The 16,838-nt window shown below is 58.6% G+C and carries 20 protein-coding genes; 10 read left to right on the forward strand and 10 right to left on the reverse strand.

Annotated elements, in window-relative coordinates:
* Positions 1-73: 73 nt before the first annotated feature.
* Positions 74-265, forward strand: a complete 192-nt coding sequence (locus KGA89_RS23710) for a DNA-binding protein (protein WP_223472671.1) — start codon at positions 74-76, stop codon at positions 263-265.
* Here KGA89_RS23710 and KGA89_RS23715 read toward each other — a convergent pair.
* The 3 genes from KGA89_RS23715 to KGA89_RS23725 all read right to left on the reverse strand — a co-directional run bounded on the left by KGA89_RS23715 (position 237) and on the right by KGA89_RS23725 (position 2,304).
* Positions 237-482: a type II toxin-antitoxin system Phd/YefM family antitoxin gene (locus KGA89_RS23715; protein WP_223472672.1), complete on the reverse strand. Its 246-nt coding sequence runs from the start codon at positions 480-482 to the stop codon at positions 237-239. The genes KGA89_RS23710 and KGA89_RS23715 overlap by 29 nt on opposite strands.
* 95 nt (positions 483-577) lie before the next feature.
* A complete protein-coding gene (locus KGA89_RS23720) occupies positions 578-991 on the reverse strand; it encodes a helix-turn-helix domain-containing protein (protein WP_223472673.1) in 414 nt (137 codons plus the stop codon).
* Positions 988-2,304 (reverse strand): type II toxin-antitoxin system HipA family toxin, encoded by a 1,317-nt coding sequence (locus KGA89_RS23725; RefSeq protein ID WP_223472674.1) that lies wholly within the window; start codon positions 2,302-2,304, stop codon positions 988-990. Before KGA89_RS23725 ends, KGA89_RS23720 begins: the two co-directional genes overlap by 4 nt.
* A 349-nt stretch (positions 2,305-2,653) precedes the next feature.
* On the opposite strand from KGA89_RS23725, the gene KGA89_RS23730 reads away from it, so the two are divergent.
* Positions 2,654-3,646 (forward strand): hypothetical protein, encoded by a 993-nt coding sequence (locus KGA89_RS23730; protein WP_223472675.1) that lies wholly within the window; start codon positions 2,654-2,656, stop codon positions 3,644-3,646.
* On the opposite strand, the gene KGA89_RS23735 is transcribed toward KGA89_RS23730, so the two are convergent.
* A complete protein-coding gene (locus KGA89_RS23735; protein ID WP_223472676.1) occupies positions 3,643-4,839 on the reverse strand; it encodes an RsiV family protein in 1,197 nt (398 codons plus the stop codon). The genes KGA89_RS23730 and KGA89_RS23735 overlap by 4 nt on opposite strands.
* 125 nt (positions 4,840-4,964) lie before the next feature.
* A complete protein-coding gene (locus tag KGA89_RS23740; RefSeq protein WP_223472677.1) occupies positions 4,965-5,780 on the reverse strand; it encodes a sulfite exporter TauE/SafE family protein in 816 nt (271 codons plus the stop codon).
* Positions 5,781-5,892: 112 nt separating this feature from the next.
* Between KGA89_RS23740 and KGA89_RS23745 the strand changes: the two genes are divergently transcribed.
* Positions 5,893-6,669, forward strand: a complete 777-nt coding sequence (locus KGA89_RS23745; RefSeq protein ID WP_223472678.1) for an AraC family transcriptional regulator — start codon at positions 5,893-5,895, stop codon at positions 6,667-6,669.
* Positions 6,670-6,751: 82 nt separating this feature from the next.
* Positions 6,752-7,069, forward strand: a complete 318-nt coding sequence (locus KGA89_RS23750) for a helix-turn-helix domain-containing protein (RefSeq protein WP_028237368.1) — start codon at positions 6,752-6,754, stop codon at positions 7,067-7,069.
* A gap of 17 nt (positions 7,070-7,086) precedes the next feature.
* On the opposite strand, the gene KGA89_RS23755 is transcribed toward KGA89_RS23750, so the two are convergent.
* Positions 7,087-8,145, reverse strand: a complete 1,059-nt coding sequence (locus KGA89_RS23755) for an MBL fold metallo-hydrolase (RefSeq protein ID WP_038856745.1) — start codon at positions 8,143-8,145, stop codon at positions 7,087-7,089.
* A gap of 191 nt (positions 8,146-8,336) precedes the next feature.
* On the opposite strand from KGA89_RS23755, the gene KGA89_RS23760 reads away from it, so the two are divergent.
* The gene (locus tag KGA89_RS23760; RefSeq protein ID WP_003204829.1) at positions 8,337-8,945 is read left to right on the forward strand and encodes a TetR/AcrR family transcriptional regulator; all 609 of its coding nucleotides are present in this window, start codon (positions 8,337-8,339) and stop codon (positions 8,943-8,945) included.
* Positions 8,946-8,968: 23 nt separating this feature from the next.
* On the opposite strand, the gene KGA89_RS23765 is transcribed toward KGA89_RS23760, so the two are convergent.
* The gene (locus tag KGA89_RS23765; RefSeq protein WP_003204831.1) at positions 8,969-9,502 is read right to left on the reverse strand and encodes a DUF1003 domain-containing protein; all 534 of its coding nucleotides are present in this window, start codon (positions 9,500-9,502) and stop codon (positions 8,969-8,971) included.
* A 93-nt stretch (positions 9,503-9,595) separates the two neighbouring features.
* Entirely contained in the window at positions 9,596-10,543 is a 948-nt protein-coding gene (locus KGA89_RS23770; protein WP_027912232.1) for a LysR family transcriptional regulator, read from the reverse strand.
* 14 nt (positions 10,544-10,557) lie between these two features.
* Here KGA89_RS23770 and KGA89_RS23775 point away from each other — a divergent pair, with 14 nt between their 5' ends.
* Positions 10,558-11,268, forward strand: a complete 711-nt coding sequence (locus KGA89_RS23775; RefSeq protein ID WP_223472679.1) for a CTP synthase — start codon at positions 10,558-10,560, stop codon at positions 11,266-11,268.
* A complete protein-coding gene (locus tag KGA89_RS23780) occupies positions 11,265-11,579 on the forward strand; it encodes an antibiotic biosynthesis monooxygenase family protein (RefSeq protein ID WP_223472680.1) in 315 nt (104 codons plus the stop codon). The genes KGA89_RS23775 and KGA89_RS23780 overlap by 4 nt, the downstream gene beginning before the upstream one ends.
* A 135-nt stretch (positions 11,580-11,714) precedes the next feature.
* On the opposite strand, the gene KGA89_RS23785 is transcribed toward KGA89_RS23780, so the two are convergent.
* Positions 11,715-12,041, reverse strand: coding sequence for a DUF2025 family protein (locus KGA89_RS23785; RefSeq protein WP_223472681.1), 327 nt, complete (start codon positions 12,039-12,041; stop codon positions 11,715-11,717).
* Positions 12,042-12,286: 245 nt separating this feature from the next.
* Here KGA89_RS23785 and KGA89_RS23790 point away from each other — a divergent pair, with 245 nt between their 5' ends.
* The 3 genes from KGA89_RS23790 to KGA89_RS23800 all read left to right on the forward strand — a co-directional run bounded on the left by KGA89_RS23790 (position 12,287) and on the right by KGA89_RS23800 (position 15,052).
* Positions 12,287-13,414 (forward strand): glycerophosphodiester phosphodiesterase, encoded by a 1,128-nt coding sequence (locus KGA89_RS23790; RefSeq protein WP_223472682.1) that lies wholly within the window; start codon positions 12,287-12,289, stop codon positions 13,412-13,414.
* A gap of 120 nt (positions 13,415-13,534) precedes the next feature.
* Complete coding sequence (locus tag KGA89_RS23795; protein WP_013694086.1) at positions 13,535-13,849, forward strand: PepSY domain-containing protein; 315 nt, start codon at positions 13,535-13,537, stop codon at positions 13,847-13,849.
* Between the two features lie 180 nt (positions 13,850-14,029).
* Positions 14,030-15,052: a transporter gene (locus tag KGA89_RS23800; protein WP_003204846.1), complete on the forward strand. Its 1,023-nt coding sequence runs from the start codon at positions 14,030-14,032 to the stop codon at positions 15,050-15,052.
* Between the two features lie 65 nt (positions 15,053-15,117).
* Here KGA89_RS23800 and KGA89_RS23805 read toward each other — a convergent pair whose 3' ends face one another.
* Positions 15,118-16,743 (reverse strand): methyl-accepting chemotaxis protein, encoded by a 1,626-nt coding sequence (locus KGA89_RS23805; RefSeq protein WP_013694087.1) that lies wholly within the window; start codon positions 16,741-16,743, stop codon positions 15,118-15,120.
* Between the last annotated feature and the right edge of the window lie 95 nt (positions 16,744-16,838).

The following is a 16,838-nucleotide window of genomic DNA, read 5'->3' on the forward strand; positions in this document are numbered from 1 at the left end:
TGGCGGTGTGGAATAGTGATTTCGGGAAACGTCCAGTTTCTGTTGGACGAAAAAGAACATATGGGGATATGTAATGACGAATAAAATAAAAAGTGAGGCCTTCGAGTCGATTCACTGCTCGGCCGAAGCGCTGCTGAAAATCGGCGCTATCAACAAGGCCACTATGCGAGAGTTCGACGAGGCCTGCATGGCCGAGGTGCCTGCCGAAATTTCAGATCAAGAAGATTCGTCCATGCTCATTGCCGGCCCTCGAAATCCTCGATGATGTTTTCCGGGGTGCGGTCAAAATCCGCCGACATCCGAATCTTCCCCTTCAACCGCCCGGGCTTGCGCGCCTGCGGCGTATCGATATGGGGCAGCAAATCCAGATAAGGCTTGCCGGCCTTGGTGATCACCACCCTGTCGCCCTGCCATACACGCGCCGCCAGTTGTAAGAGCTGGGACTTTGCTTCCTGCAGGGTTACTTGCACCTGCTCACTCATACATCGCCTCCATGGATTTAGCTGACCAAGCTTGAGCGTTCGATAGACTCGATCTGACGCATCTAGTCTCTGTCTTGAGGATTTTGCCTCATCGCTTATTCAGTCCGCCCCATGTCGCTATTCTTACTCTTCGCAATAACACTACGGAGCGGTCCTCCGTTTTTGCGTTTTGGATTGGCACCGCGAACGGGCATTTTGGAAACCAGATTTGGCTGCCTGAGCGGCGGGGTGTAAAGGGTTGTGGCAGCCAGGGTCAGCCCCAGGCGAAGCCCGAATTTCCTGAGAATTTCGTCGATGGTGCTAATGGTTGGATTACCCTTGTCCTTCTCGATTTGGTATAGGGCCTTGGTCGACATGTTGCACATGACCGCAAAGGTTTCCTGATCCAGGCCGGTCACCTCAAGCCGTAGCCGGCGAATAGCGGTTCCCAGGGTTTCGATCCCCGTCACATGCTGCATGACGATGTCGTCAATGAGCTCCCTGCGCCGTTCGTTGGTGTTCTCTTTCATCGTAGCCCCCATTCAACCAGGCGCTTATCCAAATTGTTCAGCGGAATAGACTGAGCGCGCCTCACTTCCTCTGGAAGATCGACCAGCAGATCCGGTAAAGCTCTGAATGCCTCGGCGGCTCCAAGCAAGCGCTCGAAAAGCACGTCAGGGCTGACCAAGTCCTGGAAGTTACTGCAGATCACTTTCCAGTCTGGATTTCCCATGTGCTCGGGCTGCCATTTGGTTGCCCGAGTAACGCCTTCAGGATCGAGCACCATCGGTGCAAGGTCGTAGATCGGCGCCAGCTCGAATTTTTCCCGATATCTGAAAATGGCCGTATTGCGTCCATGGTTGTCCGAGTTTCCGAGGATACGGTTGAGCAGGTCACGACGCAGGTACTCGAATACCAATTCCTCAAGCTCACCTTCCTGCCCATTTGTACGCCACAGATGGATCAGGCGGCTGAGCACATCCTCATGATTCATTCTCGAACCAGGCTCAGTGTTCTCACACACAGAATAAATCGACTCGACCGGAATCCTTTCCACGACGCCGTCGGCGACTCGCCGATCAAAGCGAGGCATCCACAGGCTTGGCTTATCTGCCTCCTCAAGCACGAGTTCATTTGTGGATATCGTGTTCAAACCGAGTTGGGAGATCGCTTTGTAATAGTGGTACTCGGCCCGTAGGATGTTCTTGTCGCGCTCAGTCGCTTGGTTGCGAGCAAACTTCACCAACCAATGACGACGCGCAAGTTCGTCAGAAAGCATCGCATCGGCATAAAGCGCGCCATCCCCATCCTCAACCATAATCAGCTTCGGAGCTTCCCCCTGAGCGCCCGTAGCACCGCCCAGCGCAGCGCCAGATTCATAGGCGTATTCGAGGAAGTCATTTGTTCTGTCTACGATTTCTTTGCGTGCAAAGGCCTCCTTGCGAGTCTGGTCGATATGCTCGAAAGATTCCTTCACGCGCAAGTGCCCAATGGGTGAAGGTGTGCAGCGACTCAGGAGGAAAAAGCCCATGTCCATGCCATCAGGCTTTTCCCCACCGAATCGCTTTTGCAGAGATTTACGAGCAGCACCGGCCGGTATGATGTCGTAGACAAATGGGGGATAACCTTTGCTATCGACAGGGTTCCAACTCAGCGGAAGGTTTACGCTGATGGCGGGTTCGAATGGGGTCTCCAGCTTATGGATGAAATGGACCAAGTAATGTTGGTCATAAGATACGCTGCATCGCGACTCATCAACCTTCTGGGCGTTCGACACAGTGAGGACCACAGCGTCGCGCCAATGGCCTTCAACGTAAGTCTGGATAGTGAGATGCTCTGACATTTTCACCTCAACCGGAACTATGATGCTGGTTAGTCTCGCTCAAAGCCCCTATATCAGCAATATAATTCCGATTATCTGCAGAACCTAGCGATTAATCGGCATTATGATACCGATTACCCTGAGCCTGATACTGCGGAACGGGGGCCGCTTCGCAGCCCAGCGGGAGCAAGCTCCCTCGCCACAGGTTGGTGTCAGGGCGCAGGTGGGTGGCAGGCTTGATGGTTGGGTTGGGTTTGGGAATCGCGAGCAAGCTCGCTCCCACAGGGGGTTTGTGGTGTGTTGAAACTTTGGGTGCAGCCCGCCGCGTCCTTCGGTATTAATACACTTCCTCTCATGGACCCGAGCCCCGATGAAATTCGATACCGCCTACTGCCTCAGCCTCGATGCCAAGCTTTCGATCTATGACGTTCGGGATCTGAATTTCGACGAGACCATGGCCTTCGATTCGGCCAAGGAGCGCTTTCAGTGCCCCAACGATGCCTGTCGGGCGGCGTTTGATGAGGACAATCGGCTGACGACGTTCAACGCCAAGAACATCAATTACATCCGCACGCCACATTTCAAGAATCAACCGACTACCCAGCATATCGAGGGCTGTCCTTACGTCAGTCCGAAAACGCCGGGGTTGGGTGCGGAGAGTGTTGAGGCACAAACGGATGACGACCGTGAGGAGCATTTCCCGTCGGAGCTGTTGCTGACTCGGCGTCAGTACGTACGCAAGCCGTCCGATCCGTCGAAGGACGTTGAAGCAGCGACTCGGCCTACGTCGCCCACCCTATCGTCCCACGGTGATGACGTTCATTGCGCCCAGGATTCGACACCCGACAAGACCAGTGTCTTTGCCCACCCGGTGGAGTGTTTTGTGTCGAACTTCGCGGACAAGGACCTGCTCAAGCGCAAGCTGTTGAAGATTGGCGAGCACACGGCGCCCTATGGATCGTTCTTCAAGAAAATCGAGTATTTGCAGGACAACAAGGGCTTGATTTACTGGGGCAAGATCAAGGAGATCAAGGATTACACACAAAGCTTTCGCATCGATTTCGAAGCAAAGGTCTGGTTCAAGCAACCGGACGAGGCGAAGAAGAAGCCTTACTCGGTCAACGTTTACCTGAGCAAGAAGCTGATCGATAACTACCGCAAGCGCAAAGCGTTCCTGGAAGAGATCAAGCATGCCGTCGACAGTGACGCTCCGTTGTATTGCTTCTTTTATGGCGTGACGCCGGAGTTGAAACAGGTACCGAGCAAGAAGAACCCCGAACAGACGTTCGGGGTGTTCAGTGCCAATATCGAGAACCTGGATCACTTCGTTATTCGGAAAGCGCCCGGGTTGGCTGAGGGTTAGTCACCAGTCCCGGGCAATTGAAGTTTGACCGCACCGGGGTGTTGTTTTACGACTGCGTACGGCAGCACCGACCAGCCGGGGTCATCACAAACGCGTTGCGCGCGGACGAAGAACGGTCCCAAGTACAAACCTTTTTCGGTGAAGTACCAATTGGAATATCCCCAGACGCCTTCATCGGTGTAGTCGCAGCTGTCTTCATCCGTTGGTTTCAGCATCTCGTCGGGGTACAGCGTGGTGAGTTGCTTGATCAGCCATGGCGCGAATACCTCGCGTTGGTAAGTGTATCGCGCCTGGCTCTCTCCATCGGTCAACGGAGCATCACCCGCATCGTTGTGGCCGGCGTACAGCGGTGGCTTGCCTGTGCCAACCCAGAGCACATCTTCCAGCGACAAACTGTGGCCGGTGTGAGCATCGAGATTGAGCGGCGAATTGCCAAAATCCGGATGCACGCCGCCGCAGTAGTAACTTGTGGAAATGTTCAGGCTGATCACATCGGGCGATAGGAATTTGGGCGCGACACCTTGGTCGAACTCGGCATTATCCGCGCCCTGCAACAGACAGCCGTGGTAGCTGATGACTTCGGTCCAGAGCCGCCCCAACAATTGCCGATTGACCCGTTGTAGTTCGTCTTTCGAGTAGCCGGACTCGACGCTGAACATGGAAATACCGGATTGTGGCTCCGTCCACCATTGCAAGTCATGGCCCATGAAAGATTCTTTCTTGCCCGGTTTGAGTTTCAAGCCCAGCAGACGGAGATACTCATAAGGGTCACTTTTTCGCAGCTCGGCGATAACGGGGGGAAGATCAGCTCCGGGTGCAGGGAGCGTGGCTTCGGTCAACTGCACGGGCAGAACTTTGCCCTTGAGACTTTTCCATTCACCCTGCCAGCCGTTGGCCGTTTTTTGCAGCGTCAGGGTTGGCAGCGATTGGCCGTCGTCGTAACGGGTACCGCCCTCGACCAGCGTCAGGGTCTTTCCTTGCAGCGAGCCGCTCAATCCCAAGTCACGATGGTATTTCTCATAGAAATAACGACCGATGACCTCGTCCTCTTGAGCAGTGTTGAGTCCCAGCACAATCGGCATCTTGCCCAAGGTGCCGGTAAAGACGCCACTACCACCATCGGCACTGGCTGTCGAACAGAACGCGATCAGGCACACGGCGCTGGATGCGAGGAGCAGCAGTCCTTTGAACATGGAATCTTCCTGGAAAAAGCGAGCGTCAGCTCACGAAATGAGTGGAGCGAAGTATGACGAATCAGCCTCATAGAATCGATATGCCACCCTCTCCCACAAAATTTTGAGCAATGCCATGCAGCAACTTACTGCACCGATATGCCCAACATCACGACGATCAACAATCCGATATAAACCCCGGCGTGAAATCGATCCGGTATCCGCCCGATCCATGGCGTAGCTAATCGAATCCCCACTAACGAGCCCAGTGTCAAAACCGCAAACGCCTGCAAATCCACATACCCAACAAACCACGGCCCCAAATCAAACTCGGTAAACCCGGCCGTGGCCATGTAAGTCAGCGTCCCGGCCACCGCAACCGGCAAACTCAGCGGGTTAGCCATGGACGTCGCGCGCGACATGTTCAGCCCGCAACGACGCAATAACGGCACGGTCATGACACTGCCACCCACGCCCAGAAAAGTAGCGATAACGCCGATGCTGATACCGCCTGCCGAGACCTCCGCCCTACCCAATCGCCGTGGGATTACAGCGTCAGCCCGTGTCAGAAAACCGCGTCTGAACAAGCAGTCCAGAATGGTTACACCCAGATAAGCGATGAAGGCATAGCGAATGACTTCGCTACTCGCCCACATCGCGGCAACGGCGCCAACGATAGCGCCCAGGCCGATGAAGCCGCCCAACGGCCACACGTAGTGGCGAATGAGGTTACCGGCGCGGTGATGCTTGGCGGTGGCGATCAGCGCGTTGACGATCATCACGCAGGTCGAGGTGGCCACGGCGATGTGCATCGCCGATTGGCCGATAGGGTCGTCAGCGCCGTGGCTGGCGGTGAGCATGCGGTATAGCAAGGGCACCACGACGAATCCGCCGCCGAAGCCGAACAACACAGCGGTGACGCCAGTCATGCAGCCGAAGAGTGCCAACAAGAGGTAGGACATCGCGCAGCTTCCGTTAATTGAGAGAGGCCGACGATAGAGCGATGGGGCTTGGCCTGCTTCAGCAAGTAAGCCAATAATGTTTGCGTTTACGCCAATCGTTGGATACCGCTCGATGCGCAATGTTTCGATTGACCTGCTGGAGGACACGCCACGGCCAGTAGTGGCTATCGGCACGGATTACCCCGACGGTCATCGGTTGCCGCGCCATACCCATCGGCGCGCGCAGTTGCTCTACGGCGCCACCGGAGTCATGCAGGTCAGCACGGCAGACGGCAACTGGGTGGTGCCGCCGCAACGGGCGGTGTGGATCCCGCCCGGGGTTGCCCATGAGGTGCTGATGCTGGGCGTCAGCACGCGAAGTTTGTATATCGAACCGGCTGCGGTAACGGCCATGGACGCCCGTTGCCAGGTCATCAGCGTGTCGCCGCTGATGCGCCAGTTGCTGATGGAAGCCGTGGAGCTTGCGCCGGATTACGATGAGGCTGGACGCGATGGTGCACTGATCGATCTGCTGCTGCACGAACTGCTGCGCAGCGCCCATCTGCCACTGCACCTTCCACTGCCTCAAGACCCGCGCCTGCTGGGCCTGTGCCAGGCATTTCTGAAACGCCCGGACGCCCACGTCTCGCCCGCGCAATGGGCGGCGCAATTGCATATCAGCCTGCGCTCGTTCAACCGCCTGTTCAGCCAGCAAACTGGGTTAAGTTTCAGCCAATGGCGACAACAAGCCTGCGTGATGTCGGCATTGTCCCGATTGGCCGTAGGCAATTCAGTGACCCGAATCGCCCTGGGCCTGGGCTACGACAGCCCTGCGGCATTCTCCACGATGTTTCGTCGCGTACTGGGTCACGCCCCGAGCGCCTGGCTGGAGAAGACCGCCGGTCATTGATCAAAAAAATGAGATTGATCGGGATTCAAAACAACTGTACAAAAACACAGTATTTTTTAATCCCACAGCTTTGGAGCCCCCCATGGCCTCTCTCGCAATCAAAACCACCCTGGAACGCATCGCTGTCTATCAATTCACCCCTGCTCACAGTGCACAGGCGCGAGTCATGCTGGGCTGGAGTGTCGAGGAACTGTCCCGCCAATCCGGCGTCTCGGTCCAGGCCATCCGCCGCTTCGAGGCCGGTGGCGAGTTGCTCGATGTGACTCGCCTGGCCCTGGCCTTTCGCCTGGAGGCCGAGGGCCTGGTGTTCTTCCCCGGCTTCGCACCGGGGCGCGGCATGAACATCAAGGGTGCGACGCCGGACCCGATGGGGCGCTCCGATTACGCAATGATTGAATAACGCCAATCCTGTGAGTGCTATGCGATACCGGCCTGGTCCTGGTACGCCGAGGGCTCCACGTCCAGCCACCAGGCGCGGCCACGTTGCGGATGCGTCAGGGTGAATGCTTCGCCCATTTGCGGCGTGGCAATGTAAACACTGCGCTCCCAGGCCAGGGCCAGGATGCGATCGAAGGGTTCATACCAGGCATGCATCGCCAGGTCGAACGTACCGTTGTGGATCGGCAGCAGCCAACGGCCCTTGAGATCTATATGAGCCTGCAGGGTCTGCTCCGGCTGCATGTGGACGTGGGGCCAATCGACGTTATAGGCGCCGGTTTCCATCAGCGTCAGGTCAAAGGGACCATATCGCTCGCCGATGCGTTTGAAACCCTCGAAGTAGCCGGTGTCGCCGCTGAAGAAGATTCGCGTGGCGTCGTCGATCATCACCCACGAGGCCCACAAGGTGCTGTTGCTGTCGAACAGGCCTCGCCCGGAAAAGTGCTGGGAGGGCGTGGCAACGAATTCGATACCGTCCACCTCGGTACCTTGCCACCAGTCCAGCTGACGCACCTTGCTGGCGTCGACCCCCCATTTGATCAGGGTGTCGCCCACGCCAAGGGGCGCCAGGAAGTGGCGAGTCTTGGCCGCCAGCTGGAGGATGGCCTGATGATCGAGGTGGTCGTAATGGTCGTGGGAAAGAATCACCGCTTCGATCGGCGGCAATTCTTCCAGGCTGATGGGCGGCTGATGAAAACGCTTAGGGCCGGCCCATTGCACAGGTGAGGCACGCTCGGAGAACACCGGGTCTGTCAGCCAGAATTTATCCCGCAGCTTGAGCAATAGGGTGGAATGGCCCAGGCGGAAGACGCTGGTGTTCGGCGCCGCCAGCAGCGCAGCGCGCGTCAGCGCTTGAACCTCGATGGCGCCCGAAGGCCGAGTGGTGCGCGGCTTGTGGAAGATCAGGTTCCAGATGATGCGCAGGGTGGTGCCAAAACCTTCCCGAGGCGTGAAGGCATGATTGCGATACTTGCCCTGTTCATGCCGGGATGCGTCATGGGCGGACGGATTGTCGGTCGAAAGAGAGGGAATGGTCATGGTGCGATAACTCCAAGGGCGTCGGCGCAATTGCGCTTCGCCGTTGTGGGACGCTGGATGGCCGTTGCATGCACGCTCAGCCGCTTGACTCTAGAAACTACACCACTCGGTGTAGTTTCTAGATTGCATGAATCCCGGGAGCAAGTAAACTGCCGAGTGTAAGCTCTCTCATCTCAACCGACGAATTGCCCATGACCGTACCGCAGCGCCTTACCGAGCGAAAACGCGAAGCCATCCTCCAGGCCGCGATTGCTGAATTCCGTAGCAGCGGTTTCGAGATCACCAGCATGGACAAGATCGCGGCGACTGCCGGCGTATCGAAGCGCACGGTGTATAACCATTTTCCGAGCAAGGAAGAATTGTTTGCCGAAATTCTGAATCGGTTATGGAACAGCATTACCGCAGAACAGGACATGCCCTACAGCCCGCAAAAGCCGCTACGGGAACAGCTTCAAACGTTGCTGCAAGCCAAACTGCATATGCTGGCGGACGAGAACTTCCTCGACCTGGCACGCATCGCCATCGCCGCAACCATTCATTCCCCGGAGCGTGCCCAGGACATGGTTTCGCGCATGGGCCAGCGTGAAGAAGGCCTGACGGCCTGGATTCGCCAAGCCCAGGCCGATGGTCGGTTGAAACCCGCGGAGCCGGCATTTGCCGCCCAGCAAATGCATGGGCTGCTCAAGACGTTCGCCTTCTGGCCGCAGGTTTCGATGGGGCAACCCAGCCTGACCCAGGATGAGCAGGCCCAGGTGATCGAATCGGCCCTCGACATGTTCCTGAGCCGTTACCAGGCTTGATCAGAAAGTCCTGGAATGTAGGGCTACTGCACCGATGGGTTGTGCACGACCTTCTGGTGCATTTCAGTGGTCAAGTTGTCGATACGCTCGGTCAATGCCTTGGTCATTTCCGTCAGGCGGGTGTTCTGCTCCAACAACTCAAGCAACTGCGCCGTATTCTGCGCGGCCTGGGCTTGGCGCTCGCTGTTGGCGATGGCCAAGGCTTCACGATGCTGAGCGTCGGCTTCCGCCTGGGCTTTGTCCCGAGCGGCCTGGCGGGTTTGCGCCAGCAAAATCAGCGGCGCGGCATAGGCCGACTGCAGGCTGAACGCCAGGTTCAGCAAAATGAACGGGTAGGCATCAAAATGAAAGACCCCCACCAGGTTCAGGCTGACCCATATCAGCACGATCAGGGTTTGCGCCCCGAGGAACATCGGCGTCCCGAAAAAACGCGCGAACGCCTCCGCTCTCAGCGCAAAGCGGTCATTGCCAAAGGTCGGCGCCAGATGCGCGTGAGGGCGATGAAAGCGCAAGTGGTCAACGGGTGCGGCGGGAGTGGGTTGGGAAGACTTCGTCATCGTGATGTTCTCTGCCAAGGGCTGGTGCTCAAGGCACTATAACCGTTGGGGAACCGTCATCCATTGCGTCATGCACACCCTACCCGTTAAAAGTCAGCGCCAGCGCAGATTGCGCCCCAGCTCATCGAACAAGGTCACCACCGAGCGCAAGGCCCGGCAGTCGGGGCGGGTCAGGAGCCACAGGGCTGTGTCATACCCCTCCAGCGGTTCCCCAAGGGGCATCAGCCCCTGGTGTTCATCGATCAGAAAGTCCGGCAGCGCCGCCACACCCAAGCCGGTTCGCACCAGTTCGGTGACCGAGAGCATGCTGTTGCAGCGATAGGCGGGCACCACGCCGGGTAGATGCTGGCGGCGCCAGGCCACGGTGGGGTGATCCGGGAGAAAATCGTCCGGCGCGATCCAAGTCATGGAAGCCAGGTCATCCGTATTCGCCGAGCGCAGGTAGGTGGCGCTGGCGCATACCCGGTAAGCCACATTGCCCAGATTTCGACCGACCAGGTGTTCCGGCGGCGTACGGGTCAGGCGTAACGCAATATCGGCATCGCGGCGGCTCAGGTTGGCGAAGTCGTTCGAGGTGCTCAGCTCAAGGGTCAACGCCGGATAAGCGGGCATGAAGCGCGCCAGCGCAGGTAGCAGCAACGCTTGCAGGACCGAGTCGCTGCACGTCAGGCGTACCGTCCCGCTGATGACCTCGCCGCCCTGCTCCACCCCCACCCGCGCCGCCTCCAAGGCCTGTTCGGCGCGCTCGGCTTGTTCGGCCAGTGCCTGGGCCAGGCCCGTGGGCAAGTAACCGGCACGGCTTTTTTCGAACAAGGGCTGGCCCAGGGCCGCCTCCAGCCGACGTACCGAACGAAACACCGTGGACACGTCCACCTGCAGCAGCCGCGCGGCCCGGGCCAGTGTGCCGCCACGGACCAGTGCGAGGATCAGGGACAGGTCGGGATAGTCCAGACGATAGTGCGCTGCTGCATTGATCACTTGGATAAACGCCAATATTGATTGCGTGAACGCCAATTTATAGTGGCGACCAGGAATCAACAAGCGGCGAGTCTCTCATGGAAAAACAGCGTCCTTTACACATCGCCCTGGTCGGCGACCACGACCCACATATCACCGCTCACCGGGCGATCCCCATCGCACTTGAGCTGGCCGGCGGACAAACCGGTCATGACATCCGCGTCCAATGGCTGGCAACGCCGCTCATCGCCGACAACGCAGTGCTGGAGGATTTCGACGGTATCTGGTGCGTGCCGGGCAGCCCCTACCAAAACGAAGCCGGCGCCTTGCAGGCGATTCGTTTTGCCCGCGAACAGCGTCGCCCTTTCCTGGGCACCTGCGGTGGTTTTCAACATGCCGTGCTGGAATTCGCCCGTAACGTGATGGGTTGGGCCGACGCCGCCCATGGCGAAACCGATCCCGAGGCTGAACGGGCGCTGTTGACGCCGTTGAGCTGCGCGCTGGTCGAAACCATCGACAGCCTGCAACTCGAGGCGGACTCGTTGATTGCCAAGGCCTATGGCCGCCTGATGGTATTCGAGGGCTACCATTGTCGCTTCGGGGTCAACCCGGACTTTGAAGAGGATTTGCTCAAGCAGCGCCTGCACCCCGTGGCCCGGGACTCGGCCGGCGGCCTGCGAGCGGTGGAGCTGCGGGATCATCCGTTCTTTGTCGCCACGCTGTTCCAGCCAGAACGTGCCGCATTGGAAGGGCGCTTGCCGCCGCTGGTCAGCGCGTTTGTCGAAGCCTGCGCCAGGACAACACCATGAGCGCCCACTACTACGCGGTGATTTTCACCTCCCTGCGCACCGAGGGGGACCAAGGCTACGCCGAAGCCGCCGAGCGTATGCTGGCCTTGGTTCAAGAGCAGCCGGGGTTTCTCGGTGTCGAATCGGCGCGTGGCGAAGATGGTCTGGGGATTACCGTGTCCTATTGGAGCGATGAAGCGGCGATCCTGGCCTGGAAGCAGCATCCCGAACACAGCGCGATCCGTGAGCGCGGCCGCTCCACCTGGTATACCCATTGCCATACGAGGGTGTGCAAGGTCGAACGCGACTATGCCTTCCAACGCCCAATCTGATGCCAGGAAAAAAACCTGTGGGAGCGAGCTTGCTCGCGATGGCGGTATGTCAGTCACGATAATGTTGGCTGATCCACCGCTATCGCGAGCAAGCTCGCTCCCACAGGATCTCTGTTCAACGCAAGATTGAGGGCTTCAGCCTTCCACCAACTGCCGCACCGCCACGATTTCCGGCAGGTCGCTGCGGGCCATGTACACCCGTAAAGGTTCGGAGAGGTTGATCCGGTCGTCGATGTGCTGGTCCAGCAGCAACTGGATGCGCTCGCGCTTGAGGGCCATGGTGCCCTCCGCCACGGGGGCCCAGACAAATTCGCAGGTGGGGATGATGCCGTCGTCGGCCACGTCCATGCCGAAGGCGTCTTCGCTGAACCGCACGATGTACTGGCCAGTCTTGCGGTTCAGGCCGACAAAACCCTTGAGCTGGTCGGCGGCCTGGCAGATGGATGTCGAAGTGGTGCGCATGGTAAACCTCATGGATACGTCCCTCGGGACGTCTGATCAATGGTTTACACGCAGGGCAAGCGGACACAGGATTTAAGGTTTCCCTCTGCTGGGGAAACTGATGTGGCAAGGGTACTGCAAAGCGGTCTGGAAATGCGTGGGAAAAATCTTCTTTGCACAGGTTTATGTCGGTATGGCGATAGCGCCGACAGCGTTCAGTTGTTAAAAGATAGTTTTTTGCACACACCCACGAAAGGATTTCGAGCATGCCTGTTACCTTCACCCGCACCGCCTTGATGCTGAGCCTGTTGCTCGGCTTCGGCCAGACCCAAGCGTCCGAGGCCCCGAGCCCCAAGGCCCTGGCAGCCCTCCAGGGTATTCCACATCCGGCGGTCATCGCCCACCGCGGCGCCTCGTTCGACGCGCCGGAATCCACCGCTGCTGCCTACAAGCTGGCCCGCGACCTGGGCGCCGACTACCTGGAACTGGACCTGCAACGCAGCAAGGACGGCGTGTTGTTCGTCCTGCATGACGACAGCCTGCTGCGCACAACGGATGTCGCGGTCAAATTCCCTGAGCGCAAGGACAGCACCGCCAACGAATTCACCATGGCGGAGCTCAAAACCCTCGATGCCGGCAGTTGGTTCAACACCGCTTACCCGGACCGCGCGCGACCTTCGTTCGCCGGCCTGAAAATCCTGACCCTCGATGAAGTGATCAATATCGCCGAGGGCAACCCGCAGCAAAAACCCGGGCTGTACATCGAGACCAAGGCGCCGAAGCTGTTCCCCGGCATCGAGCGCGACCTGAAGGACAAACTGCAGGACCGCGGTTGGCTGAGCCCGGCCGGGTCGAAACTGGCCAAGCGCGCCACGGGTGTCGGCCAGGGCAAAGGCAAAGTGGTCTTGCAGACCTTTGAAAAGAGCAGTCTCGAACTGCTGCACAAAGAGATGCCGAAGGTGCCGAAGATCCTGCTGTTGTGGGTGGGCGAAGGCAACATCGAGCCCAAGTCCAAGGTGCCTTTTGCCGAGTCCGGCGAAACGGACAAGGCCGCCTATTACGCCAAGCAGGAACCCAAGGACAAGGCTGAATTCGAAAAATGGATTCAGTATGCCAAGGCCCAGGGCGCCATTGGTACTGGGCCATCCGCGGCGTTGACCCATGGCGGCAGCCAGAGTTACGCGGACCTGGTGCAGCCATGGATGAACCAGTACACCCATGACCAGGGCCTGCTGGTGCATGTCTACACTGTTGATGAGCCGGTGGACTTCAAGAAAGTGATGAACGCCGGCGTGGATGGCATTTTCACCAATCGGGCCAGTGAGTTGCTCAAGTACTTCAAGCGTCCCGAAACAGGCAGTGTGGCGCAACTATTGGAGAAGAACGGTTACTGAGGAATCAGGGCCGGATCGGTGCAGTCGCTGCAAGTTTTCCGAATTAAGGGTGAATTAAGTTGCCACAGATAATCTGAGCCCACTTAAACGAATCACCCTTTAACGACAAAGGAAAGACCTATGAAAACTTTGACTGCCCTGTTTACCGCTGCCGCCCTGACCCTCACCGCTGGCCTGGCCCAGGCGAAGGATGTTCCGGCCACCCAGATTCCCCAACTGGTCAAGGAAGGCAAGATCAAATCTATGGACGAACTTAAGCAGATCGTCGAGAAGCTGCACCCGGGAGCGACCATCGGACTTGCTGACTTGGATGAGCGTTTCAACGGTTATGAATACGAAGTTGAAGTACGTTACCCAGATGGCAGAGAGTTTGACGTTGAACTCAATGCCGCTACCGGAGAGGTCTTGGAAAACAAACAAGACCGAGATGACTGATTTAATCCATGTAGAGCCGCGCAACTTTCAAGTTGCGCGGCTCTTTTGCGTGCGTATGTAAACGGCTAACGGTCCAAGTGACACAGCCACCTGTCACAAAACCTTCAAAAAACCCTGCAATGATGCCGCTCAAGTGACCCTGTTGTCGCCGCGACAGGCACTCCCCGCCAGCGAGCCCTCATGAACCACAGCATCGACCAAAGCCATCGCGATCCGGACCTGTTCGGCCTGCTTTACGGATTTCGTTTCCGCCCCGGCGAGCGTGGCAGGGAGATCGATTCGGCCCAGGCCCTGCAAAGCCTGCAACAACCGCAAGACGCCGACGAATTCCTCTGGCTGCACCTGAACCTGGCCCACGCTGCCTGCGAGCGCTGGATGAAAAGCCACCTGGCCTTGCCCCAGGAATTCTTCGAAGCCCTGCACGAAGGCTCGCGCTCGACCCGCATCGAACATGTGGACTCGGCATTGCTGGCGGTGGTGAACGATGTGGTGTTCAACCTCAGCAACCTGGTGTCCTCGGATGTATCGACGTTGTGGGTTTGCGTGCACAGTCGGCTGATCATCAGCGCGCGGCTGCAACCTTTGCACTCGGTCGACAAGCTGCGCTCATCGGTCAAGGCCGGCGAGTGCTTTCGCTCACCGCTGGAACTGCTCGTGCATCTGCTGCGCGACCAAGGCGAAGTGCTGACCCAGATCGTGCGCAAGACCAGCCTCAACGTCGATCAGATCGAAGACCAACTGCTCTCTTCGCGACTGTCCACCAACCGCTCCGAGTTGGGCGCCCAGCGCCGAGTGCTGGTACGCCTGCAACGCCTGCTGGCCCTGGAGCCAGGCTCGTTGCTGCGCCTGCTCAACCGCCCACCGCAATGGCTGCAGAAGGAAGACGTCAAGGAGTTGCGCAAGTCCACCGAGGAGTTCGCCCTGATCATCAACGACCTCACCGCCCTGGGCGAGCGGATCAAGCTGCTGCAGGAAGAGATCGCCGCCAACCTCAACGAACAAAGCAACCGCACGCTGTTCACCCTGACGGTGGTCACGGTCCTGGCATTGCCCATCAACATCATTGCCGGTTTCTTCGGCATGAACGTCGGCGGCGTGCCGCTGGCCGGTGATCCGGAGGGCTTCTGGATCCTGGTGGCGCTGGTGGCAACCTTCACCGTGATTGCAGGCCGATGGGCATTTCGCAAGCGGCGCGATTATTGAGATTGATCCACCTCAGGTTCGCACAAGCTTTTGTGGCGAGGGAGCTCGCTCCCTCGCCACTGGGGTTAGGCACTCAACCGCGCCGTCACTTCATTCAACTGCCCCGACAACCCATGCAAATCCCGACTGGCCGCTTCGGTGCGCTGCACATTGTCGAGGTTGGTGCTGGCGATGCAGGTGATTTCGGTGAGGTTGCGCGAGATGTCTTCGGCCACGGAGGTCTGCTCTTCCGCGGCGGTGGCGATCTGGCGGTTCATGTCGCGAATCGCTTCCACCGCCTGGGTGATGCGTTCCAGCATGGCGCCGGCCTGGGTCACCTGCTCGACACTTTCTTCACTGCGCGACTGCCCGCTTTCGATGGCCTGGGCCGCGTCCACTGCGCCAGTCTGCACGGTCTGGATAATCTGATTGATCTCGATGATCGATGACGCCGTGCGCTGGGCCAAGTTGCGAACCTCATCGGCGACCACCGCGAAACCACGTCCGGCCTCCCCCGCCCGGGCCGCTTCGATGGCAGCGTTGAGGGCCAGCAGGTTGGTCTGCTCGGCAATCCCGCGAATCACTTCAAGCACTTTACCGATGCGCCCGCTGTCGGTTTCCAGACGACGGATCACCGTGGCCGTGTTGGCAATCTCGCCGCGCATCTGGGTGATGGTGTGGATAGTGCCCTGCATCACTTTCTCGCCCTGCTGCGCCGAGTGATCGGCATCATCGGCAGCCCGCGCCGCATCGGCGGCATGGCGGGCAACTTCCTGGGCGGTGGCGGACATCTCGTTCATTGCCGTTGCCACCTGATCGGTGCGTTCGAATTGTTCGCTGGTGCCTTGGCTCATCAGGCTGGCGATGGCATTGAGTTCACCGCTGGCACTGTCCAGCTCCGTGGCACTGCGTTGCAGGCGCGTGAAGGTTTCGGCGAGGAAATCGCGCAAGGTATTGGCCGCCAGGGCGAGATCGCCCAGTTCGTCCTGGCGATTGCTGACGACCCGCTCGGCGAAACGACCGTGACTCAATTGGGTCACGTATGCGATCAGGTTGCGGATAGGCTGCACCAGATTGCGGTTGACCATCCACAGGCTGAACACCCCAATCAGCAGGCCTGAGACCAGCATCACCACAGTACCCAGCAGAATGGTCCGGTCGGCCCCGGTACTGATCGACACCGATTGCTCGCTGCCCATCTTGTGCAACTCAGCGACCAGCTCACTCATCTGCTCACTGGCAGCACGGTCGACGCCCTTGACGGCTGCATCACCAGCCGTCGCGTCAGCACCTGCCGCCACAAACGCGTCCCGGCCCTTCTGGTACGCCGAACCCAACTGACGGTGTTCGTCCCGCAGGCGTTCAATGCGCGCCTTGATTTGGGCTGGGAGGTCCTTGTGCCCGATCAACTCCCCCAGAATGCCCTGGACATCGTGCTGGCGTTCCTCGAATTGCTTCCAGTACTTATCCAGGTCCGCAGGCTGCTTGCCGCGCAACAGGACGTTTTTCCATTCCTGGACCTGCACCTTGAATTGCAGGTTGGCCTCGTCGATCAATTGTGAGGCGCGCAACGGGCCATCAATCAGCTGGCGATAATTCTGGACACCCTCGGACAGGAAATGAAAGGACGCCAGGGCGATCAGCAGCATCGCCAACAGACTGCCGCTGAGCAGGGCAAGGATCTGGGCTCTCAAGGATTTTTGTAGAAACATGGAAAGAATCTCGTGGGGGTAAAAAGAGCTAACGACGCCCCGACTTCCATGTCCGGTGTCGAAACCGAATGCCAAAGGATTTGTACAGACCATCG

Source organism: Pseudomonas sp. A-RE-22 (genome assembly GCF_019956035.1).
Taxonomy (GTDB): domain Bacteria; phylum Pseudomonadota; class Gammaproteobacteria; order Pseudomonadales; family Pseudomonadaceae; genus Aquipseudomonas; species Aquipseudomonas brassicacearum.